This is a genomic window from Burkholderia sp. AU16741, assembly GCF_002223345.1.
Classification (GTDB): Bacteria; Pseudomonadota; Gammaproteobacteria; order Burkholderiales; family Burkholderiaceae; genus Burkholderia; species Burkholderia sola.
Genome location: NZ_NKEZ01000003.1, coordinates 52,536 through 74,819, shown reverse-complemented (window position 1 = coordinate 74,819; position 22,284 = coordinate 52,536). Strand labels below are relative to the sequence as shown.

The following is a 22,284-nucleotide window of genomic DNA, read 5'->3' as shown; positions in this document are numbered from 1 at the left end:
GGTCGTCGACGGCCGGCGAGCGGCGCCGCCCCGGGCGCCCGTCGCCGGCGTAGCGCATCAGTGCGCGGCCGCGTTGTAGAAGGTCACGAGGTCGGCTTTCTCCTGCGGACGCGACGTATCGTCGAGATAGACCATGTGCCCGCCCTGATAGTCCTTGATCGTCAGGTTCGGCTGCGTGCCGAGCCGCGCGAGGTCGAGCTCGGTCTGGTAGAACGGCGTCGCGATGTCGTGATACCCGTTCAGCGACAGCACCTTCAGCGCCGGGTTCAGCGTCAGCGCCGCGGCCAGATCGGGGATCGTGTCGGGCATCGCGAGGCCGTCGTGCGTCCAGTCCCACGTGTTGATCGCATTGCTGCTCACCGAGTAGGCCGACTGCGCGGTGTACTTCAGCTCGTTCGGCAGGTAGCTGCCGATCGTGTCGGTGAACGGCTTCGTGATGAACGAGCTGGACGGATCGCCGTCGGCCGCGAGCGGGCTCGACACGGGCACGTTCACGCGCGCGTCGTAGCGGCCGATCAGCGTGCCCGGCAGCAGCGACAACTGGAAGCTGTTGTCGAAGAAGGTCGGCACGACGTTGAAGTCCGCATTCCACAACGCCTGCTTCACGCCGGTCGAATTCGCCATCGTCGTGACGAGATTCGGCGGCGGCGGCGTATGGCTCGCGAGGTATGCGTTCACGGCGGGCGCGTAGCTGCCGGCCGTCAGCAGGCGCATCTGGTCCGCATACTGCGGCAGGTTCGACGGGTTCGGGTTGTCGAGCTGGTAGTACGCGCCGACCGTGCCGTACGACGGCACGAAGCCCGCGCAGCTCACCGGGCTCGCGCCGTTGTTCGAGTTGCCGACATAGTCGCTCGCCATGTCGCAGTTCGTGTTGTAGTTCAGGATCGACGACTGCAGCACGATGCCGTCGAGCTTCACGCCGGCCGTCTCGAGCAGGTTCGCGAGCACGTCGGTGCGCGGCGTCCCGTACGATTCGCCGAACAGGTATTTCGGCGAATCGCTGCGCTGGTTCACGCTCAGGTAGCGCGTCACGAAATCGCGGAACGCGCCGGCGTCCTGGTCGACGCCCCAGAACGTCTGGTTCGTGTTCGGCGCGACCGCTTCCGAGAAGCCGGTGCCGATCGCATCGACGAACACGAGGTCGGTCGTGTCGAGCAGGGTTTCCTGGTTGTCGACGAACGGGAACGTCGACGTGTTCGCGTTCGGGTCGCCGGTCTGGATCCGGCGCGGGCCGAACGAGCCGAGGTGCAGCCACACCGACGCCGAGCCGGGGCCGCCGTTGTACAGGAACGTGACGGGCCGCTTCGCCGCGGGCTGGTTGTCGGCCGTGTACGCGACGTAGAAGAACGAGGCTTCGGGCGCGCCCGTCTGCGGATTGCGGGCGACGAGGTGGCCGGCCGTGGCCGTGTACCGGATCGTCTTGCCGTTCAGCGTGATCTGATGGTGCGTGACGGCGGCCTTCTCGACCGCGGCGGATGCATCGAGCGACGCGTTGGCGCTCGACGAATAACTGTTTGGATCGTTGTACGCGCGGTCGACCTGACCGGCGGAATCGGCTGAATTGGCGGCGCTCGCTGCGGACGACGACGTCACGTCGTCATTGCACGCCGTCAGAATCAGCGAAGAACACACCACTCCCAACAACAGCTTCGCTTTGCTCGCTGGCATCGTTGCGTTCCTTCTCGGATGTTTTTTATGTCGAGCAGCCGGATAAGCCGCCCCCCCCGCCTCGATTGCGGCCGATGAGCCGAGGCGCCGGCCAATATACGCGAGGCCGCCGGCTTTGAAAAATTTGGAAATATTCGGCACGCAACCGGTGCAGCGCACACCTTTCAGGAATGCTTCGATTCGCGAAACGTTGCATTTCACGTCGCTTTCATCGACTTTCGCGTTTACCCGCGATGCCTAAAAAAGCAGCGATTTCGTACGATGTCGATCAACAAAATCGCGCAGTCGCCAGGCATTGCTCAGTCAAGCGAAATAGACGAATTCGTCTAACGGATACGGCACGAAATGCGCGCGTCATGACTGCGCTGCAGCGCAGCAATCCTGCGCGAACGGCACAATGGACAATACAGCGGCGCCGGCGCGCCGCTTACTCGGATGGCGGCAGCTCGGCCGCACCCATCCGGCGTGCGATGATCGCGGCCCGCTGCGCCTGGTAGGCCGAGCCGCGATGCGCATCGAACCAGCGCGGCTTCGGCAGCATCACCGCGAGGCGCGCCGACTGCCACGCCCCGAGCCGGCTCGCGGGAATCTTGTAGTAATAGCGCGCGGCCGCTTCCGCGCCGTACACGCCGCGTCCCCATTCGACCGAATTCAGGTAGATCTCGAAGATGCGCTCCTTGTCGAGCACCGTTTCGAGCATCCACGTGATGATCAGCTCCTGCCCCTTGCGGATGTAGCTTTTCTCGCGCGACAGGAACAGGTTGCGTGCGAGCTGCTGCGTGATCGTCGAGCCGCCCGCGACGATCCTGCCGCGCGCCTTGTTCTTCTCCCACGCCTGCAGGATCGCGTCGACGTCATAGCCGTTGTTGGTCGCGAAGGTCGAATCCTCGGACGCGATCAGCGCGCGCTTCAGGTTGCGCGAGATCTGGTCGTACGGCACCCACTGGTGCCGGATCTGCGCGGGCGGCGTGTCGCGCGACAGCCACCACGCGTCGGTGCGCATGAACGCGGTCGAGCCCGGGTTCACGAACGACCATAGCGCGATCTGCGCGAGATAGAACAGCTGCGTCGCGAGCCACGCGAGCGCGAACACCGATCCCGCATAGACGATCCAGCGCGCGACGCTCACCGTCCGCGTGCGCTGCGTGCCGCTCACCGCCGCCACGTGCCGCGCTCCGTTCAGTTCGCCGCGAGCGCCTGGCGCAGCGCGGCCAGCACCGGCGCGCCGTCCGGCCGCACGCCGCGCCAGAGGAAGAACGATTCGGCCGCCTGCTCCACCAGCATCCCGAGCCCGTCGGACGTGCGCGCGCCGAGCGACGCCGCGTGCTGCATGAACACCGTCGGCTGCGCGCCGTACATCATGTCGTACGCGAGCGTGCCCGCGCCGAACGCGGCCGCGTCGCATTCCGGCAGCGCGGCATCGAGGCTGCCGGCCGTCGCATTGATCACCACGTCGTACGGCTCCGCTCGCACGACGCCGGGGCCGCCGCCCGCGAGCGTGCAGCCCGCATCGTGCGCGGCCTGCATGAACTGGCCGACGAGCGCTTCGGCCTTGCTCGCGGTGCGGTTCACGATCGTGAGCGACAGCGGCGCGCGGTCGAGCAGCGGCAGCACGACGCCGCGCGCGGCGCCGCCCGCGCCGAGCAGCAGGATGCGCGCACCCGCGAGCGACACGCCGAGATTCGCTTCGATGTCGCGCACGAGGCCGACGCCGTCGGTGTTGTCGCCGTGGAGGCGGCCGTCCGCGTCGATGCACAGCGTATTCACCGCGCCTGCCGCCGCCGCGCGCGGCGACAGCGTGTCGGCGAGCGCATGCGCGTCGAGCTTGAACGGCACCGTCACGTTCGCGCCGCGACCGCCTTCGGCGACGAACGCGCGCACGGCGGCCTCGAATCCGTCGACCGGCGCGAGCCGGTGCGTATACTCGATCGGCTCGCCGGTCTGCGCGGCGAACTGCGCGTGGATGAACGGCGACTTGCTGTGCGCCACCGGGTTGCCGAACACGACATAGCGATCCGTGCCGCGCGTCGACACAGCTGAGTTCATGATGCGCGCCCCTCTTCGCCGTCGTTGCCGCTCGCGGCTTCGCCGCCCTCTGCCGCCGCGTCGCCCGATTCGGCCAGCGCCTCGGCGTCGGTTTGCGCCGACGCGTCTTGCGCGTCGACCAGCGTGTCGTCGCCGCCTTCGGCGTCATCCTCTTCGTCGGCCGCGTCGCCGCTCGTCACGGTCGGCGCGTCGAGCACGTTCAGCAGGCGCACCGACGCCTCGATCGTCAGCTCGTCGAGCGACATCACGTCGAGCAGCACGCGCGTGCCGCGCGCATGCACGCCGAGCCCCGGCACGTGCAACAGCAGCGGGATGTCCTCGAGGCGCACGAGATCGCCCTTCACGACGCTCGCGACCACCTGCTTCTTCTGCTCCTGCGCGAGCCAGCGCAGGCACCAGAAGTACTCCATCCGGCGCTGGTAGTCGGCGTAGGCCGTGTACGTATCGTCGAAGCCCTGCACGACCGCGTAGAGATCGGCGTCCTTCGGCTTGAACGGCGCGGCGAGCTTCGCGGTCACGCCGTGCTGCACGCACGCGAGCAGTTGCCACTGGTTCACGAGGTCGACGTAGCGGCGCAGCGGCGACGTGCTCCACGCGTACTGCGCGACGCCGAGGCCTTCGTGCGGCGCGGCCGTCGTCTGCATCCGCGTGCGCTTCGGGCCCGGCGCGCCGAAACCGCGCTGCGACCGGTAGATGCCCGGCACCGTGTGGTCGTGCAGGAACGCGCCCCAGGTCGAGTTCGCGAGGATCGCGAGCTCCGACACGATCAGGTCGAGCGGCGAGCCGCGGCGGCGCGGCGTGATCGTCACGTGCTCGCCTTCGACGTAGAAGTTGTAGTCGGTGTTGCGCTGCACCTCGCGCTTCAGGCCGTAGCCCGCACGCGCGACCTGGCGCTTCTCGAACAGCGCCTGCGCGAGCGGCCACAGCACGGCGATGTCGTCCTTGTGCGGATAGTCGCCGGTGCCGGCCGCGAGCGTCTCTTCGTTCACGAGCTCGTCGAGCGTGTTGTGGCGCAGGTTGTTCTTCACGAACACGAGCTCGGCGCGCGTTTCGTTCGCGACGATGTCCTGCGTCTCGCGGTTGACGATGATGTACAGCGACAGCGCCGGCCGGTAATCGCCCTCTTTCAGCGTGAACACGTCGACGACGTCGTCCGGCAGCATCGTGATCTTGTCGCCCGGCATGTAGACGGTCGACAGGCGCGCGCGCGCGATCGCGTCGACCGGATCGCCGCGCACGATGCCGAGCGCCGGCGCCGCGATGTGCACGCCGATCCGCACCCGGCCGTCGGACAGGTGCTCGACCGAGAACGCGTCGTCGATTTCGGTCGTCGTGATGTCGTCGATCGAGAACGCCTCGACGTTCGCGCGCGGCAGGTCGTCCGGCAGCGGGCCGACCGTGACGGGTGGAAAGCCGGTGCCGTGCGGGAAGAATTCCGCGAGGAAACGGGCTTCGTGCAGCGCACGCGGCGACTCGATGCCGCCGCAGTCGAGCATCAGCCGCGCCGGCGACACGCCGCGCGCGCCGGCCGCCGCTTCCATCGCCTTGTATTCGATCGAATTCTTGTCCGGCCGCGTCAGCAGCCCGAGCACCTTGCCCGCGAACGCTTCCGGCAGCTTGCCGGCCTTCAGTTCCTCTTCATACTGCGCCTGCACGAGCGCCTGCTGGCGCTTGCGCTCGAGCGACGCGAGCGCCATCTTGAGCTGCTCTTCCGGCGCGCGCTGGTACTGGCCGCGCCCCTTGCGGCGGAAATAGACGGGCGAGCCGTGCAGCCGCAGCACCAGCGCCGCGCGCTCGACCGGGCCGTACGTCGCGCCGAAGTATTCGGCGGCGAGCGCCGTATACGCGAACTCGTCGGCCGGCGCGCATTCCCACAGGAAGTCCAGGTCGATCTGCTGCGCGGCCGTGTCGGCCTCCTGCATCAGTTCGCCCGCGGCCGGCTTGTCGAATTCGATCAGCACGTCTTTCGCGCGCACCTTTGCCCGCCGCCCGCCGGGCAACTCGACCTGAAACGCGTCGCCCTGGCGCGACAGCACGCTGCCCGCCTTGAAACTGCCCGATTCCTCGAAGAAAACGTTCACTCAGTACTCTCGTTCAGACTGCCGGGCGCCGCATCGGCGGCGCCGCATGATGATGGGAATTCGATCGGCACGTGGCCGGTTTATGACGTCTTTCCGTCGCAAAACGCGAGAACGTCGTCGACATAGTCGGCAAATTCGCTGATACCGTGATCGCTGCCGTCGATCACGCGGGTTTTCGCGCCCGGGTAATGGGCGAGCATCTCGCGGTAATCGAGCACTTCGTCGCCGGTCGCCGCGAACAGATAGTAGCGGTCGGCGCGCGTGATCGCCGGCACGCGCAGCGCGTCGAGTTCGTGCAGATGACGGCGCTCGACGACGATCGTGCCGCCGCCGTGCCACAGCGGCTGCTCGCCCAGATGCTGCTCGAGATCGCGCTGCGGCACGATCGCCGGATTCAGCAACACGGCTTTCCAGCCATGCTTTTCGGCGAGCCACGTCGCGTAATAGCCGCCGAGCGAGCTGCCGATCACGGTCACGTCGCGCGCGCCCGCGACCTCCGCTTCCGCCACCGCGATCGCCTCGAGCGGCGACACCGACAGCGACGGGCACCGCCACTCGCCGGTGCGGCCGAGTTCGGCCATGCGCGCGGCGAGCAGGCGCGACTTCTGCGATTCCGGCGACGACCGGAAGCCGTGCAGATACAAAATCACGGCCGGCTCCCGAGCGCGTCGAGCAGCTTCTGGTGCACGCCGCCGAAGCCGCCGTTGCTCATCACGAGCACGTGGTCGCCCGGACGCGCGGCCTCGACCACCGCCTTCACCAGCAGATGCAGATCGTCGAATGCGCGCGCGCGCTCGCCGAGTGGCGCGAGCGCTTCGGCGAGATTCCAGCCGAGCGCGTCGCGCCCGGTCGGCGCGCCGTAGCCGAATACGAGATCGGCATCGGCGAGGCTCGCTGGCAATTGCGACTTCATCACGCCGAGCTTCATCGTGTTCGAGCGCGGCTCGAGCACGGCGAGGATGCGGGCATTCTGGCGGCCGATACGCGCACGAAGGCCGGCGATCGTGGTGTCGATCGCGGTCGGATGGTGCGCGAAATCGTCATAGACGGTCACGCCGTCCACGCTGCCGCGCACTTCCATGCGGCGCTTCACGTTGCGGAACGACGCCAGCGAAACGGCAGCCTGCGCGGGCGGCACGCCGACATGCCGCGCGGCGGCGATCGCCGCGAGCGCATTCATCCGGTTGTGGTCGCCCTGCACCTGCCACGCGACTTCGCCGACGCGCTCCGCGTGCGAATACACCGCGAAGCGCTCGTCGACCGGCACGCCGTCCTCGGCCGGCAGCGCTTGCCAGCCGCCGTCGACGCCGAAACGCTCGACCTCGCTCCAGCAGCCGCGCGCCAGCACGCGCTCGAGCGCATCCGAGCGGCCGTTCGTGACGATCCGCCCGACGCCGGGCACGGTGCGCACCAGATGATGGAATTGCGTTTCGATCGCGGCGAGATCGGGGAAGATGTCGGCGTGATCGAATTCGAGGTTGTTCAGTACCGCGGTGCGCGGCCGGTAGTGCACGAACTTCGAGCGCTTGTCGAAGAATGCCGTGTCGTACTCGTCCGCTTCGATCACGAAGAAGCTCGAATCGGTGAGCCGCGCCGACACGCCGAAGTTCAGCGGCACGCCGCCGATCAGGAAGCCCGGGTTCAGCCCGACGTCTTCCAGCAGCCAGGCGAGCATCGACGACGTGGTCGTCTTGCCGTGCGTGCCCGCGACCGCGAGCACCCACTTGCCGGCGAGCACGTGCTCGCCGAGCCACTGCGGGCCCGACACGTAAGGCAGGCCGCGATCGAGGATCGCCTCCATCAGCGGATTGCCGCGCGTGACGACGTTGCCGATCACGAACAGGTCCGGTTTCAGGTCGATCTGCTCGGCGCCGTAGCCCTCGATCAGCGTGATGCCCTGCGCCTCGAGCTGCGTGCTCATCGGCGGATAGACGCCCGCGTCGCACCCCGTCACCGTGTGGCCCGCCTCGCGCGCGAGTACGGCGAGACCGCCCATGAAGGTGCCGCAGATGCCAAGAATGTGGATGTGCATAGATGAATGCTTTCGCGCGCCGGGCGCCGTCGATTCGGAAAGGATGCGTGTGCGGCGCGCCGGCGAGGCCGTGCGGCCGGCGCCCGGCAAACGACCTGGCCGCGACACAAAGAACACTATTGTAACTGACGGCCTGCGATGCCCGGCGGCCCGAACGATACGCGCGAACGGCGCCGGCGCCCTCGGAGGGCGAGCCTCGGCGCCCGTGCTCGGGCGGCGTGGCGATCGAGTATGATTGCCGGATCATGTCTCGCAAACCTCTTGTCGACCCGCGGCGCGTCCGCGAGGAAATCGCCCAGTCCGCCGCCCGCCTGATCGCGGAGGACGGCCAGGACTATGCCGGCGCGAAGCGCAAGGCCGCGCGCCAGTTACTGGGCGATGTGCGCGTTGCCGGCGAATGGCTGCCGGATAATGACCAGATCGAGGAAGAACTGCGCGAATACCTCGCGCTGTTCCAGAGCGACACGCAGCCGGACGAACTGCGCCGCCTGCGCGAGATCGCGCTCGACTGGATGCGCCGGCTCGCCGATTTCCATCCTTATGTGACGGGCGCCGTGCTGAACGGCACCGCGAACGCGCATTCGGATATCCATTTGCAGGCATTCACCGACAACCCGAAGGACGTCGCGATCTACCTGCTGAACCAGAACGTCCAGTACGACGTGTCCGAGACGCGGCATTTCGCGGGCCGCGGCGACGTCGAGACGCTCAGTTTCCTGTGGCGCCCGCGACGCGACGTGGATGCGATCGGCATCCATCTCGCGCTGTACGCGAGCGACGACCTGCGCGGCGCTGTGAAGGCCGATGCGCGCGGCCGCGTCGCCCGCGCGGACGCCGCGGCGCTGCGCGCGCTCGTCGAAGCAGGCCACGCTCCTTCCGAACCGGAATGATCCAACGATGATGATGAAACGCAAGTTGGCGCTCGCGGTGGTCGCGGCCGCCGCCGTTGCCGGCGGGATCGCCGCCGGCCACTGGTTCCGCAGCACGGCCGACGACGGCGTCGCGGTCGCGGCGCCGGCCGCCCACCTTAACCCGGTCGACCAGCTGTGGGCGTCGTCGCTCGCCGGCGTCGACGGCAAGCCGGCCACGCTGGCGGCCTTCAAGGGCCAGAAAGTCGTGGTCAATTTCTGGGCGTCGTGGTGCGGCCCGTGCGTCGAGGAGATGCCGGAGCTCGTCGCGCTGTCGCACCAGTACAAGCAGAAGGGCATCCGTTTCGTCGGAATCGGCGTCGATTCCGAACAGAACGTGAAGAACTTCCTGCAGAAGGTGAAGGTCGACTATCCGGTTTTCGTCAGCGGGTATGCGGGCGCCGATCTGGCCCGAAATTTCGGAAATACCGCCGGCGCGCTGCCGTTTACCGTCGTCATCGACGAAACCGGCAAGATCCGCGAGACAAAATTGGGACAAATCCAACCGGCCGAGCTGAAAAAGACGCTCGACGCGCTGTAATCTGCCCGAACGGCAGCCCGCGCGTTGGCGGCGATTTGCAGGTCGATCGCCGCAATTTCGCGTGAATTCGCCGACACTTTGCGCCCGCACCGGTAATTCTTGCGGGTTCGGCGCGCCTGGCCGTTCGGCAAAACTAGACAAATTTCTCTAAATAGCGCTAAAGTTCGCGCAATTCCGCAGAAATAGAAGCGACCATGACACGATTGCTGGTGCTGCACGGCCCCAACCTGAACCTTCTCGGCACCCGGGAACCGGAGGTGTACGGCCGCGTCACGCTCGCGCAGATCGATCAAGCGCTTGCCGCGCGCGCCCGGGAAGCCGGCGCCGAACTGTCGTCGTTCCAGAGCAACCATGAAGGCGCGCTGGTCGACCGCATCCAGGCCGCGCGGGAGGAACAGACCGATTTCATCCTGATCAATCCGGCCGCGTACACGCACACGAGCGTTGCGATCCGGGACGCGATCGCCGGCGTCGGCATCCCGTTCGTCGAGATTCACCTGTCGAACGTGCATCGCCGCGAAGCGTTCAGGCACCACTCCTACTTTTCCGACCAGGCCGAAGGCGTGATCTGCGGGCTCGGCTGGAAAGGTTATCTGTACGCGCTCGAGTACGCGCTGGACAAGCTGCAAGGCGCGTCGCGCGGCTGATTTCGCGATCTAGATTCAGCGCCGGCCCCTCACCGGCGCTTTCACGTATTGAAAGGGGAATTCCCGATGGATCTTCGTAAGCTGAAAACTCTGATCGACCTCGTTTCCGAATCCGGCATCTCCGAGCTGGAAGTGACGGAAGGCGAAGGCAAGGTGCGCATCGTCAAGAACGCGCCGCCGGTCTACGTGCAGCCGACGGCTGGGTATGCCCCGCAAGTCAGCGCGCCGGCTCCGTCGGCCGCGCCGCCGACCGACGGCGCTGCCGCGCCGGCAGCCGCCGCACCGGCCGTCCCGCAGGGCCACGTCGTGACGTCGCCGATGGTCGGCACGTTCTATCGCGCGCCGTCGCCAGGCGCCGACCCGTTCGTGCAGGCCGGCGACACGGTCAAGGAAGGCCAGACGATCTGCATCATCGAAGCGATGAAGCTGCTCAACGAGATCGAGTCGGACAAGGCCGGCGTGATCAAGGAAATCCTCGTCGAGAACGGCCAGGCCGTCGAATACGGCCAGCCGCTTTTCGTGATCGGCTAAGCCCGCCGCGCGGCCCTGCCGGCCGCGCGCCGCCGAGATGCTCGCCAGGCGCCGTTCGCGCGCCCCTCGAAGAGACGAATACTCGCTATGTTTGAAAAAATCCTCATTGCCAACCGCGGTGAAATCGCGCTGCGCATCCAGCGCGCGTGCCGCGAACTCGGCGTCAAGACGGTGGTCGTGTACTCGGAAGCCGACAAGGAAGCCAAGTACGTGCGCCTCGCGGACGAAGCCGTCTGTATCGGCCCGGCCCCGTCGAACCTGAGCTACCTGAACATGCCGGCGCTGATCAGCGCCGCGGAAGTCACCGACGCCGAGGCGATCCACCCCGGTTACGGCTTCCTGTCGGAGAACGCCGACTTCGCGGAGCGCGTCGAGCAGTCGGGCTTCACGTTCATCGGCCCGCGCCCGGAAACGATCCGCATGATGGGCGACAAAGTCACCGCGAAGCAGACGATGATCAAGACCGGCGTGCCGTGCGTGCCGGGCTCGGAAGGCGCGTTGCCGGACGATCCGAAGGAGATCGTCAAGATTGCGCGCGCGATCGGCTATCCGGTCATCATCAAGGCGGCGGGCGGCGGCGGCGGGCGCGGGATGCGCGTCGTGCACACCGAGGCCGCGCTCGTCAACGCGGTGAACATGACCCGCGAGGAAGCCGGCCGTGCGTTCGGCAACCCGCAGGTGTACATGGAGAAGTTCCTCGAGAACCCGCGCCACATCGAGATCCAGGTGCTGTCGGACGCGCACAAGAACGCGATCTGGCTCGGCGAGCGCGACTGCTCGATGCAGCGCCGCCACCAGAAGGTGATCGAGGAAGCGCCGGCGCCCGGCATTCCGCGCCGCCTGATCGACCGCATCGGCGACCGCTGCGCGGACGCATGCAAGAAGATGGGCTACCTCGGCGCGGGCACGTTCGAATTCCTGTACGAAAACGGCGAGTTCTACTTCATCGAGATGAACACGCGCGTGCAGGTCGAGCACCCGGTATCGGAACTGATCACCGGCGTCGACATCGTGCAGGAACAGATCCGCATCGCGGCCGGCGAGAAGCTCACGCTGCGCCAGCGCGACATCCAGTTCCGCGGACATGCGATCGAATGCCGGATCAACGCCGAAGATCCGTTCAAGTTCACGCCGTCGCCGGGCCGGATCACGTCGTGGCATACGCCGGGCGGCCCCGGCGTGCGCGTCGATTCGCACGCCTACAATGGCTATTTCGTGCCGCCGAACTATGATTCGATGATCGGCAAGCTGATCACCTACGGCGCGACGCGCGAGCAGGCGATCCGCCGGATGCGCATCGCGCTGTCGGAAATGGTCGTCGAAGGCATCCAGACCAACATCCCGCTGCACCGCGAGTTGATGATCGACGCGAAGTTCGTCGAAGGCGGCACCAGCATCCATTACCTCGAAAACCGGCTCGCGCAGAAGCAGCAGGTCGCACCGGAAGAAGCGTAAGCATGAGTTATCGCGAACTCGTCGTCGAACTGGCCCGCGAGCATGCGGAGGCCCTGTCCGACGCGCTGCTCGATCTCGGCGCGCTGTCGGTGTCCGTCGAGGACGCCGACGCCGACACGCCCGACGAACAGCCGCTCTTCGGCGAGCCGGGCCTCGTGCCCGATCGCACCGCGTGGCAGCACTCGCGCGTGGTCGCGCTGTTGTCCGCCGATCACGAGCCGGCCGTGCTGCTCGCGGCGGCCGCGAACGAGATCGGCCTCGCCGAAACGCCGAAGTTCGTCGTGCGCGAAGTCGAGGAGCAGGACTGGGTGCGGCTCACGCAGTCGCAGTTCGAGCCGATCCCGATCGGCGAGCGGATCTGGGTCGTGCCGTCGTGGCACGATGCGCCCGATCCCGATGCGCTCGTCCTCGAACTCGACCCCGGCCTCGCATTCGGCACCGGCAGCCATCCCACGACCCGTCTGTGCATGGAGTGGCTCGAGCAGTCGGTGGAGCCAGGCCAGTCGGTGCTCGACTACGGTTGCGGCTCGGGCATTCTCGCGATCCTCGCGAAGAAATGCGGGGCGAACCCCGTGATCGGCATCGACATCGACCCCCAAGCGGTCGAATCGGCGCGCCAGAACAGCGAGCGCAATCGGGCGGAAGTCACGTACGGGCTGCCCGATGCATGCCCGGACGGCGAATTCGACATCGTCGTCGCGAACATCCTGTCGAACCCGCTGAAGCTGATGGCATCGATGCTCGCATCGAAGGTCAAGCCAGGCGGGCGCATCGCGCTGTCGGGCGTGCTCGCGCGCCAGGCGGACGAAGTCGCGGCCGTTTATGCGCGCTACGTCGACATCTCGGTCTGGCGCGAACACGAAGGTTGGGTATGCCTTGCCGGAACCCGGCGCGAAAGCCATTAGAATAGCGCTGTCCTTCACTCTGGCCAGCAGGCCGCCCGGCTCGACATGCTTCTTGCGACGCGCTGCCCTCATTGCGAAACCGTCTTCCGGCTGCAGCAGGAACAGCTCTCGCTGCATCAGGGGCTCGTGCGCTGCGGCCATTGCCACGAAGTCTTCAACGCCGCCGAATCGCTCGTTCCCGAGTATGCGCCGCAGCCCGAGCCGGCATTGACGGAACCGGCCGCCGCGCCGCACGGCGGCAACGCACACCAGCAGGCCGCCCCGGCTCGGCTGTTCACCGCCGACGCGCCGCCCGAATTGCCGACCGGCGCCGATTACAAGCCGGAAGGCTGGGACATGTGGGCGCCGTGGCTCGACGCCGGCGTCGATCCGTCGCTGCAGCACAGCGTCGAAACCTTGCGCACCGAGCCGTTGATACCGCTCGCGCTTCCTTCCACGGAAGCCGGCGTCGTCCACCTGTCGGGTACGCCCGAGCCGTTCGCGTCGTCTCCGGCCGAACTCGATGCCTCGGCAGCCGTCGAGCAACCGGCCGAACCGCATTCGCCGCAAACGCAGCACGAACCGCACGACACCGAAGAAGCCGCGCCGTTGCCCGCGCCGGTCGAGCGCGACCCGCGCGAGCCCCGCTTCGTCGCTCACCTGCCGCCCGAAACGGAAACCGCCGCCGAACCGGACGAACCCGTCGTGCCCACGCACTTCGCGGCGCCGGACGACGAACGCGCGCCGCGCGAACCGCGTTTCGCGTTCACGCCCGCACCGGCCATCACCGAAGCCGAAGCCGAAACCGAGACCGCATCGGAACCCGACACCTTCTCCCGGCACGACAACGCCGCGACAGCAGCGGCAGCCGATGAACCAGTCGCCCGGACCGTCACCCCACCGGCCGCCCAACCCGCCGTCCCCTTCCCCGCCGCACTGACCGACGACGATCGCCCGCACTTCGCCGTCACGCGCGAGACGCGCGCGCCGCAGCGACGCGGGATGCTCGGCGGCTTTTTCGGCGGCCTCGTCGCAGCCGCGCTGGTCGGGCTGCTCGTCGCGCAACTGGCGTGGTGGCAACGCGAAACGCTGATGATCTACTGGCCTGTCACGCAGGGCTGGTTCCGGCAGGCGTGCGCGCCGCTCGGCTGCACGGTCACGCCGCCGCGCGCGATCGACGGGCTGCGGCTCGACGCGACCGACCTGCGCCAGCTCGACGGCCCGCGCGAGCTCGAACTGAAGGTGCCGCTGACGAACCGCTACCGCGTCGCACTCGCGTACCCGTCGCTCGAACTCACGCTGCTCGACGACACCAATCACGTCACCGTGCGCCGCGTGCTCGCGCCGCGCGACTACGTGCGCCCGGGCACGCCGATCGACGCCGGGCTGCCGCCCGGCACGACGCAGACGATGGTCGTCCGCATCGACACGAACGGCACGCCCGCCTCGAATTTCCGCGTCCAGATTTTCTATCCGTGACGCGCCGCGGCGCGCTTGCGCGCCCGTCTCAACCCGCGCGCCCGAGCGGCGCGCTATTTCGGAGCACGAACATGAGCAAAGTTACGCTGGGTGGCAACCCGATCGATCTCGCCGGCACGTTCCCGGCCGTCGGCGCGCAAGCCGCCGATTTCAAGCTGGTCGGCAAGGATCTCGCCGATCTGTCGCTCGCCAGCTTCGCCGGCAAGCGCAAGGTGCTGAACATCGTGCCGAGCCTCGACACGCCGACCTGCGCGACGTCGACCCGCAAGTTCAACGAAGCCGCGTCGTCGCTCGACAACACGGTCGTGATCGTCGTGTCCGCCGACCTGCCGTTCGCCGCCACGCGCTTCTGCACGACCGAAGGCCTCGCGAACGTCGTGACGGCATCGACGTTCCGCACCGGCCGCGCGTTCGCGAACGCATACGGCGTCGACGTGACGAGCGGCCCGCTGAACGGCCTGACCGCACGCGCGGTGGTCGTGCTCGACGCGCAGGACAAGGTGATCCACGCGGAACTCGTCGGCGAAATCAAGGACGAGCCGAACTACGATGCAGCGCTCGCCGCACTGAAGTAAGCTTTCTTCCGCTTTCCCCTGCCGCGCCGCGCCCTTCGCGCGGCGTTGTCGCGCAGGGCCCCTCATTTCTACAGGAACGCACACCTTGGCTACGCTGATTTGCGGCTCGATCGCCTACGACTCCATCATGACCTTCGAAGGGCGGTTCCGCGAGCACATCCTGCCCGACCAGGTGCACCTCATCAACCTGAGCTTCCTCGTGCCGACGATGCGCCGCGAATTCGGCGGCTGCGCGGGCAACATCGGGTATGCGCTGCACCTGCTCGGCGGCGATGCGCGGATCATGGGGACGATAGGCGCGCTGGATGCGCAGCCGTATCTCGACCGGCTCGACCAGCTCGGCCTGCGCCGCGACCACGTTCTCGTGCTGCCCGAAACGTACACCGCGCAGGCGATGATCACGACCGATCTCGACAACAACCAGATCGCGGCGTTCCACCCGGGCGCGATGATGCAATCGCACCTGAACCACGCGGGCGACGCGCCGGACATCAAGCTCGCGATCGTCGGCCCGGACGGCTTCGACGGGATGGTGCAGCACGTGGAAGAGCTCGCCGAGGCCGGTGTGCCGTTCGTGTTCGATCCGGGTCAGGGCCTGCCGCTGTTCGACGGTGCGACGCTGCGCCGCAGCATTGAACTTGCGACCTACGTAGCGGTCAACGACTACGAGGCCAAGCTGGTGAGCGACAAGACGGGATGGTCCGAAGATGAAATCGCCAGCCGGGTCGATGCGCTCGTCATCACGCGTGGCGAGCACGGCGCGACGATCCGCCACAAGCAGGGTGCGGAGCAGATTCCGGTCGTGCCGGCCGAGCGCATCGCCGATCCGACCGGCTGCGGCGACGCCTTCCGGGGCGGCCTGCTCTACGGCATCGAGCACGGCCTCGACTGGGCAACCACCGGCCGCCTCGCGAGCCTGATGGGCTCGCTGAAGATCGCCCATCAGGGGCCCCAAAGTTACGTACTGACGCGCGCCGAAATCGACGCGCGTTTCGAGACTGCATTCGGTTACAGTCTCAAATGAATATTGTGGGAGAGCAAAGATGTTGACGAAAAAAACCCTCACGCTCGCGGCCATGCTGACGGCCACGCTGTCCCTCGCCGGCTGCTTCACGGCACCCGGTTCGGCGGATGTCTATAGCGTCGGCCAGGCGCAGCGCGAACAGACGGTCCGCATGGGCACGGTCGAAAGCGTCCGTGCGGTGCGCATCCAGTCCGACGGCGGCGGCAGCGCGATCGGCACGCTCGGCGGCGGCGCACTCGGCGCGGTCGCGGGCAGCGCGATCGGCGGCGGCAAGGGCTCGATCCTGACGGCGATCGCCGGCGGCCTCGTCGGCGCGGTGGCGGGTAACGCGGTCGGCGAAAACCTCAGCACGGCGAACGGTGTGGAAATCACCGTGCGCCTCGACAACGGCGATCTGCGCTCGATCACGCAGGCGGCAAGCGGCGAAGCGTTCCGCGCCGGCGAGCGTGTCCGTCTGCTGTCGAGCGGCGGCGTCACGCGCGTCACGCACTAACCGGTATCCTCAGCACGCGGCGCAAGCCGCGGTCGAACGCATGTGCGAAGCCGCACATGCGTTTTTTTTCGTCCGCCCGTTTTCGTCGGCGCTCGCGTCGGCCAGCCGAGCGGCACCCTATCGGCGGCTCAGCGACGACTCATACGGACGAAAAAAATCCCGCCACCTGAACCAGATGGCGGGACTGATTGAGTAGCGCTACTCAACCCACGGACACCACGTGAGTGCCCGGGTGATGCTGCTCAGCCGCGATTACGGACGGCTGCCGGTCGGGAACGGCCATGCCGCTGCCGGGTTGAGCGCGGTCTTCACGCCCGATGCCGGCGCAACCGATGCGGTCGACGCGGTCGTTGCCGGTGCAGCCTTCTTCACGACGGCCTTCTTCGGGGCAGCAGCCTTCTTCGCCGGGGCGGCAGCCGTCTTCGCAGGGGCAGCCTTCTTGGCGGGCGCAGCCTTCTTCGCGGCAGCCTTCTTCGCAGGCGCGGCCTTCTTGGCAGCAGCCTTCTTCGCCGGCGCAGCCTTCTTCGCAGCAGCCTTCTTCGCCGGTGCGGCCTTCTTCGCAGCAACCTTCTTCACTGCGACTTTCTTGGCTGCAACCTTCTTCGCGGCGGCCTTCTTGGCCGGTGCCGCCTTCTTTGCAGCAACCTTCTTCACCGCGACTTTCTTCGCTGCGACCTTCTTGGCTGCAACCTTCTTCGTTGCGACCTTCTTGGCTGCGACCTTCTTTGCAGCGGCCTTCTTCGCCGGTGCTGCCTTCTTCGCGGCAACCTTCTTCACCGCGACCTTCTTCGCAGCAACCTTCTTCACCGCGGCCTTCTTCGCCGGAGCAGCAGCCTTCTTCGCAACGGTCTTCTTGGCAGCAACCTTCTTAGCAGCCGGTTTCTTCTTGGCAGTAGCCATGTTGTTCTCCTTCAGGTTCAGATGAGAGTCAGTTCAAACTACACCCTTCGTCAAAACCCGCTTCCCGCGGACGCTGTTCAGGACGTGCGCTTCGAAGCGGGCTATTCATCGGCGTACGCAGATACCGCGCGCTTACGCTAATGAATACGGTATGGCGCGCGTGACCGCCCGGCCTCGCGCGCCAAATCAAGTCGGTAGCCGGCGCACCTCGCGCCGCTACCCCTAATCGCTTGATCAAGCGGACCGCCACACGGCCGTCCGCTTTTTCCGGAGGGAAGTTTGCCCATCCCACTGAAGGGTTCGCAAAGTGCCTGTCGTATCGTTGGGCCGTTAAGGCACCGGGCATGCTTTGCATCAGGCGTTCTTGCTCCTAAACCTTGGGCCAGGGCCGAGAGGCCACCGGCTGCTCCATCATGTAACGGGTTCGCTGCCGCGGGTTATTCCCAGGACAGCGCGCCCCCCGTCTGATACTCGATCACACGCGTCTCGAAGAAGTTGCGCTCCTTCTTCAGGTCGATCATCTCGCTCATCCACGGGAACGGGTTTTCCTCGTTCGGGAACAGCGGGTCGAGGCCGATCTGCTGGCAACGGCGGTTGCTGATGAAGCGCAGATAGCTCTTGAACATCGACGCGTTCAAACCCAGCACGCCGCGCGGCATCGTGTCCTCGGCGTAGCGGTATTCGAGTTCGACAGCCTGCTTGAACAGCTCGCGGATCTCGGCGCGGAATTCCGCGGTCCAGAGATGCGGGTTCTCGAGCTTGATCTGGTTGATCAGGTCGATGCCGAAGTTGCAGTGCATCGACTCGTCGCGCAGGATGTACTGATATTGCTCCGCAGCACCCGTCATCTTGTTCTGGCGGCCGAGTGCGAGGATCTGCGTAAACCCGACATAGAAGAACAGGCCTTCCATGATGCAGGCGAACACGATCAGCGACTTCAGCAGCTTCTGATCCGCTTCGAGCGTGCCGGTCTTGAAGGCCGGGTCCGTCAGCGTATGAATGAACGGGATCAGGAATTCGTCCTTCGCGCGGATCGACGTGACCTCGTGATACGCGTTGAAGATCTCGCCTTCGTCGAGACCGAGCGATTCGACGATGTATTGGTACGCGTGCGTGTGGATCGCTTCTTCGAACGCCTGGCGCAGCAGGAACTGCCGGCACTCGGGCGCCGTGATGTGGCGGTACGTGCCGAGCACGATGTTGTTCGCCGCGAGCGAATCGGCCGTCACGAAGAAGCCGAGGTTGCGCTTCACGATGCGGCGCTCGTCCTCGGTCAGACCATTCGGGTCCTTCCACAGCGCGATGTCGCGGGACATGTTGATTTCCTGCGGCATCCAGTGGTTCGCGCAACCGGCCAGATACTTTTCCCACGCCCACTTGTACTTGAACGGCACCAGCTGATTGACGTCGGTCTGGCCGTTGATGATGCGCTTGTCGGCGACATTGACCCGCGCTTCCGTACCGCCGGCGGGAACAGCCGATGCTTGCGGCGACACCGCGAGATCGCCTTCGAAAATGTCACGGACCTGATGGGCGGCAGGCGTTGCAGCCTGCATTCCGACAGCCATCCCGGCGGAGGTGCGCATGGCGTTTTGCTGCGCTCCGCTCGCGGGGGTTACGGCAGTCTTCTCGTCATCCCAGTTGAGCATAAATTCTCACCATCAATTTAGAACGGTTTGTACCATCTTTTCCTGAGCGATAAAAGGGTTCGCTCACGAAAAATCCTTTTTTCGATTCGCGTTGCGACCTCGATACAACACTTTGAGCAACGCATCGTCGTTCATGCAGCGCGCGACGTGAGTCGCGCTTGTATCGCGAGGTGCGCTCGACGCACCGAACGCCGATCGAAACGCGACGCCGTCGGAGATGTTTCGATCGCTTGTCATTGCCTGCAACGCAGGTGTCGCGCTACAGATTCCTTATCATTTTTTTAGTTGAGCGCGGCGCACACTTCAACCTCGATCGATTGTCGTGTGCGCCGCTCGGGCCTGCTTCTCAGGTCAGGCGCACTGCGTTACTGGCACGCTTCGCACTCGTCGAAGCCGGGGTCGCCCGGACGCATCGTGCACACCGGGCCGTCTGCTTCGACCGGCGCGAGTGCCGGCGCCGCGTTGACCGCGCCCGACGACGCACCGCCGCCGGCCGCACTGAAGCCGCCCGCTGCGCCTTGCGCGCCGCCGCTGCCGCCCGCACCGCCCGTCGGCACTGCGTTCAGCGCGCCGTGTGCGACCGTCGACTTCTCGACGTGCGTCGCCGCCATCGTGCGGAGGTAGTAGGTCGTCTTCAGGCCGCGCAGCCATGCGAGCTTGTAGGTCTCGTCGAGCTTCTTGCCCGACGCGCCGCCCATGTAGATGTTCAGCGACTGCGCCTGATCGATCCACTTCTGGCGACGCGATGCCGCTTCGACGAGCCACGTCGGATCGACCTCGAACGCGGTCGCGTAGATCGCGCGCAGGTCGGCCGGGATGCGGTCGATGCGCGACAGCATGCCGTCGAAGTACTTCAGGTCGGCGACCATCACTTCGTCCCACAGGCCGCGTTCCTTCAGGTCGCGAACGAGATACTCGTTCACCACCGTGAATTCACCCGACAGGTTCGACTTCACGTACAGGTTCTGGAAAGTCGGCTCGATACAGGCCGACACGCCGATGATGTTCGAGATCGTCGCCGTCGGCGCGATCGCGACGCAGTTCGAGTTGCGCATGCCGTGCGCGGCGATCCGCGAACGCAGCGTCGTCCAGTCGAGCGATTCCGACGTGTCGACCTCGACGTAGCCGCCGCGCGCTTCCGTCAGCAGCTTCAGCGTGTCCTGCGGGAGGATGCCGCGATCCCACAGCGAGCCGCGGTAGCTCGAGTAGCGGCCGCGCTCTTCGGCCAGCTCGGTCGACGCGTAGTACGCGTAGTAGCAGACGGCTTCCATCGAACGGTCGGCGAACTCGACCGCCTCTTGCGACGCGTACGGCGTGCGCAGCAGGTGCAGGCAGTCCTGGAAGCCCATGATGCCCATGCCGACCGGGCGGTGCTTCAGGTTCGAGTTGCGCGCCTTCGGCACCGCGTAGTAGTTGATGTCGATCACGTTGTCGAGCATGCGCATCGCGACGCTGATCGTGCGCTTGAGCTTGTCGTGGTCGAGCGCGTAGCTGCCGTCGGCCTGCTTCACCAGGTGGGCGACGAGGTTCACCGAGCCGAGGTTGCACACCGCGATTTCGGTGTCGCTCGTGTTCAGCGTGATTTCCGTGCACAGGTTCGACGAATGGACGACGCCGACGTGCTGCTGCGGCGAGCGCACGTTGCACGGATCCTTGAACGTGATCCACGGGTGGCCCGTCTCGAACAGCATGCCGAGCATCTTGCGCCACAGCTGCTGCGCCGGGATCTTCTTGAACAGCTTGATCTCGCCGCGCGCGACCTTCTCTTCGTAAGCCGTGTAAGCCTTCTCGAATTCGGCGCCGAACTTGTCGTGCAGGTCCGGGCAGGTCGACGGCGAGAACAGCGTCCAGTCGGCGCCTTCCATCACGCGCTTCATGAACAGGTCGGGAATCCAGTTCGCCGTGTTCATGTCGTGCGTGCGGCGACGGTCGTCACCGGTGTTCTTGCGCAGCTCCAGGAACTCCTCGATGTCGAGGTGCCACGATTCGAGGTACGCGCACACCGCGCCCTTGCGCTTGCCGCCCTGGTTCACCGCGACGGCCGTGTCGTTCACGACCTTCAGGAACGGCACCACGCCTTGCGACTTGCCGTTCGTGCCCTTGATATGCGAGCCGAGTGCGCGCACGCGCGTCCAGTCGTTGCCGAGGCCGCCGGCGAACTTCGACAGCAGCGCGTTTTCCTTCAGCGCTTCATAGATGCCGTCGAGATCGTCCGCGACCGTCGTCAGGTAGCACGACGACAGCTGCGAGCGGTGCGTGCCCGAGTTGAACAGCGTCGGCGTCGAGCTCATGAAGTCGAAGCTCGACAGCACGTTGTAGAACTCGATCGCGCGCGTTTCGCGGTCGATCTCGTTCAGCGACAGGCCCATCGCGACGCGCATGAAGAATGCCTGCGGCATTTCGATGCGGGTGCCTTCGACGTGCAGGAAGTAGCGGTCGTACAGCGTCTGCAGGCCGAGGTAGCCGAACTGCAGGTCGCGGTTCGCGTCGAGCGCTTCGCCGAGGCGCTTCAGGTCGAACTGCAGCAGCTTGTCGTCGAGCAGGCCGGCGTCGACGCCGCGCTTCAGGAACTGCGGGAAGTATTCGGCGTAGCGGGTCGACATCTCGGCCTGCACGACTTCCTCGCCGAGAATCTCGCGACGGATCGTGTGCAGCAGGATGCGGGCCGTGACCTGGCTGTATGCCGGATCCTTTTCGATCATCGTGCGCGCCGCGAGGATCGCCGAGTCGTAGACCTGGCTCATCGGCACGCCGTCGTACAGGTTCTTCACCGTCTCCGCGACGATCGGGTCAGGGTTAACCGCAGCGCCGAGACCGTCGCACGCCGACACGATCAGCGCGCGCAGCGCGTTCAGGTCGAGCGGGCGCGTGACGCCGTTGTCGACGACGTTGATGCCGGTGGCCGACTCGCCGCCCGCTGCCGCCGCTTCCTCGCCCGCATGCTGGCGCTCGAGGTGACGCTTCTCGCGATACAGCACGTACGCACGCGCGACGTTGTGCTCGCCGCCGCGCATCAGCGCGAGTTCGACCTGGTCCTGAATGTCTTCGATATGGAACGTACCGCCGTTCGGGCGGCTGCGCACGAGCGCGCGAACGACGTTGTGCGTCAGTTGTTCGACCTGCTCGCGGACGCGCGCCGATGCCGCGCCCTGCCCGCCATTGACGGCCAGGAAAGCCTTGGTCACCGCGATCGCGATCTTCGAAGGTTCGAACGACACCACGCTGCCGTTGCGGCGGATCACCTTGTAGTCGGCGAACGTGGCCTGCGGCGCGAGCGCCTTCGCGCCCTGTTCGGTCCCGCCGAGCGGACGGCTCGAGGCGCTCTCGTACTGGGACGTCGCGTTGTCGGTGGTTTGCATGTGCAAAGCTCC

General features: G+C 66.4%; 20 protein-coding genes. 10 read left to right on the top strand and 10 right to left on the bottom strand.

Going from position 1 to position 22,284, the window contains the following annotated elements:
- Nucleotides 1–57: 57 nt before the first annotated feature.
- The 6 genes from CFB89_RS02685 to mpl form a co-directional block, all read right to left on the bottom strand.
- Nucleotides 58–1,668, bottom strand: a complete 1,611-nt coding sequence (locus CFB89_RS02685; protein WP_179233366.1) for a S10 family peptidase — start codon at nt 1,666–1,668, stop codon at nt 58–60.
- Nucleotides 1,669–2,095: 427 nt separating this feature from the next.
- A complete protein-coding gene (mtgA, locus tag CFB89_RS02680; protein ID WP_089466639.1) occupies nt 2,096–2,833 on the bottom strand; it encodes a monofunctional biosynthetic peptidoglycan transglycosylase in 738 nt (245 codons plus the stop codon).
- Between the two features lie 14 nt (nt 2,834–2,847).
- Nucleotides 2,848–3,714 (bottom strand): shikimate dehydrogenase, encoded by an 867-nt coding sequence (gene aroE, locus CFB89_RS02675; RefSeq protein WP_089466638.1) that lies wholly within the window; start codon nt 3,712–3,714, stop codon nt 2,848–2,850.
- Nucleotides 3,711–5,795: an RNB domain-containing ribonuclease gene (locus CFB89_RS02670; protein WP_089466637.1), complete on the bottom strand. Its 2,085-nt coding sequence runs from the start codon at nt 5,793–5,795 to the stop codon at nt 3,711–3,713. Before CFB89_RS02670 ends, aroE begins: the two co-directional genes overlap by 4 nt.
- Nucleotides 5,796–5,875: 80 nt before the next feature.
- On the bottom strand, nt 5,876–6,445 hold the full coding sequence (locus tag CFB89_RS02665; RefSeq protein WP_006489407.1) for a YqiA/YcfP family alpha/beta fold hydrolase: 570 nt from the start codon (nt 6,443–6,445) through the stop codon (nt 5,876–5,878).
- Complete coding sequence (mpl, locus tag CFB89_RS02660; protein WP_089466636.1) at nt 6,442–7,827, bottom strand: UDP-N-acetylmuramate:L-alanyl-gamma-D-glutamyl-meso-diaminopimelate ligase; 1,386 nt, start codon at nt 7,825–7,827, stop codon at nt 6,442–6,444. The genes CFB89_RS02665 and mpl overlap by 4 nt, the downstream gene beginning before the upstream one ends.
- Before the next feature lie 245 nt (nt 7,828–8,072).
- On the opposite strand from mpl, the gene CFB89_RS02655 reads away from it, so the two are divergent.
- The 10 genes from CFB89_RS02655 (at nt 8,073) to CFB89_RS02610 (ending at nt 16,364) form a co-directional block, all read left to right on the top strand.
- The gene (locus tag CFB89_RS02655) at nt 8,073–8,717 is read left to right on the top strand and encodes a UDP-N-acetylmuramate--alanine ligase (RefSeq protein ID WP_089466635.1); all 645 of its coding nucleotides are present in this window, start codon (nt 8,073–8,075) and stop codon (nt 8,715–8,717) included.
- A 7-nt stretch (nt 8,718–8,724) separates the two neighbouring features.
- On the top strand, nt 8,725–9,276 hold the full coding sequence (locus CFB89_RS02650; RefSeq protein ID WP_089467881.1) for a TlpA disulfide reductase family protein: 552 nt from the start codon (nt 8,725–8,727) through the stop codon (nt 9,274–9,276).
- A gap of 194 nt (nt 9,277–9,470) precedes the next feature.
- On the top strand, nt 9,471–9,923 hold the full coding sequence (aroQ, locus tag CFB89_RS02645; RefSeq protein WP_089466634.1) for a type II 3-dehydroquinate dehydratase: 453 nt from the start codon (nt 9,471–9,473) through the stop codon (nt 9,921–9,923).
- Nucleotides 9,924–9,989: 66 nt separating this feature from the next.
- Nucleotides 9,990–10,454, top strand: a complete 465-nt coding sequence (gene accB, locus CFB89_RS02640; RefSeq protein ID WP_089466633.1) for an acetyl-CoA carboxylase biotin carboxyl carrier protein — start codon at nt 9,990–9,992, stop codon at nt 10,452–10,454.
- An 87-nt stretch (nt 10,455–10,541) separates the two neighbouring features.
- Entirely contained in the window at nt 10,542–11,909 is a 1,368-nt protein-coding gene (accC, locus tag CFB89_RS02635; protein ID WP_050013869.1) for an acetyl-CoA carboxylase biotin carboxylase subunit, read from the top strand.
- Between the two features lie 2 nt (nt 11,910–11,911).
- Nucleotides 11,912–12,814 carry a 50S ribosomal protein L11 methyltransferase gene (gene prmA / locus CFB89_RS02630; protein WP_089466632.1) on the top strand — a complete coding sequence of 301 codons (903 nt, stop codon included), beginning with the start codon at nt 11,912–11,914 and terminating at the stop codon, nt 12,812–12,814.
- 45 nt (nt 12,815–12,859) lie between these two features.
- Complete coding sequence (locus CFB89_RS02625) at nt 12,860–14,272, top strand: zinc-ribbon and DUF3426 domain-containing protein (RefSeq protein ID WP_089466631.1); 1,413 nt, start codon at nt 12,860–12,862, stop codon at nt 14,270–14,272.
- Between the two features lie 71 nt (nt 14,273–14,343).
- On the top strand, nt 14,344–14,847 hold the full coding sequence (tpx, locus tag CFB89_RS02620; protein ID WP_006476975.1) for a thiol peroxidase: 504 nt from the start codon (nt 14,344–14,346) through the stop codon (nt 14,845–14,847).
- Between the two features lie 85 nt (nt 14,848–14,932).
- Nucleotides 14,933–15,871, top strand: coding sequence for a carbohydrate kinase family protein (locus CFB89_RS02615; protein WP_089466630.1), 939 nt, complete (start codon nt 14,933–14,935; stop codon nt 15,869–15,871).
- A gap of 19 nt (nt 15,872–15,890) precedes the next feature.
- Nucleotides 15,891–16,364, top strand: a complete 474-nt coding sequence (locus CFB89_RS02610) for a glycine zipper 2TM domain-containing protein (RefSeq protein ID WP_089466629.1) — start codon at nt 15,891–15,893, stop codon at nt 16,362–16,364.
- A 252-nt stretch (nt 16,365–16,616) separates the two neighbouring features.
- Here CFB89_RS02610 and CFB89_RS02605 read toward each other — a convergent pair whose 3' ends face one another.
- From CFB89_RS02605 to CFB89_RS02585, 4 genes are all read right to left on the bottom strand, one after another.
- Complete coding sequence (locus tag CFB89_RS02605) at nt 16,617–17,264, bottom strand: histone H1-like DNA-binding protein (protein WP_081059044.1); 648 nt, start codon at nt 17,262–17,264, stop codon at nt 16,617–16,619.
- Between the two features lie 28 nt (nt 17,265–17,292).
- Nucleotides 17,293–17,619 carry a hypothetical protein gene (locus tag CFB89_RS02600; RefSeq protein WP_084044093.1) on the bottom strand — a complete coding sequence of 109 codons (327 nt, stop codon included), beginning with the start codon at nt 17,617–17,619 and terminating at the stop codon, nt 17,293–17,295.
- Between the two features lie 82 nt (nt 17,620–17,701).
- Nucleotides 17,702–18,913, bottom strand: a complete 1,212-nt coding sequence (locus CFB89_RS02595; RefSeq protein WP_089466628.1) for a ribonucleotide-diphosphate reductase subunit beta — start codon at nt 18,911–18,913, stop codon at nt 17,702–17,704.
- 365 nt (nt 18,914–19,278) lie between these two features.
- Complete coding sequence (locus CFB89_RS02585) at nt 19,279–22,272, bottom strand: ribonucleoside-diphosphate reductase subunit alpha (protein WP_089466626.1); 2,994 nt, start codon at nt 22,270–22,272, stop codon at nt 19,279–19,281.
- Nucleotides 22,273–22,284 lie beyond the last annotated feature (12 nt).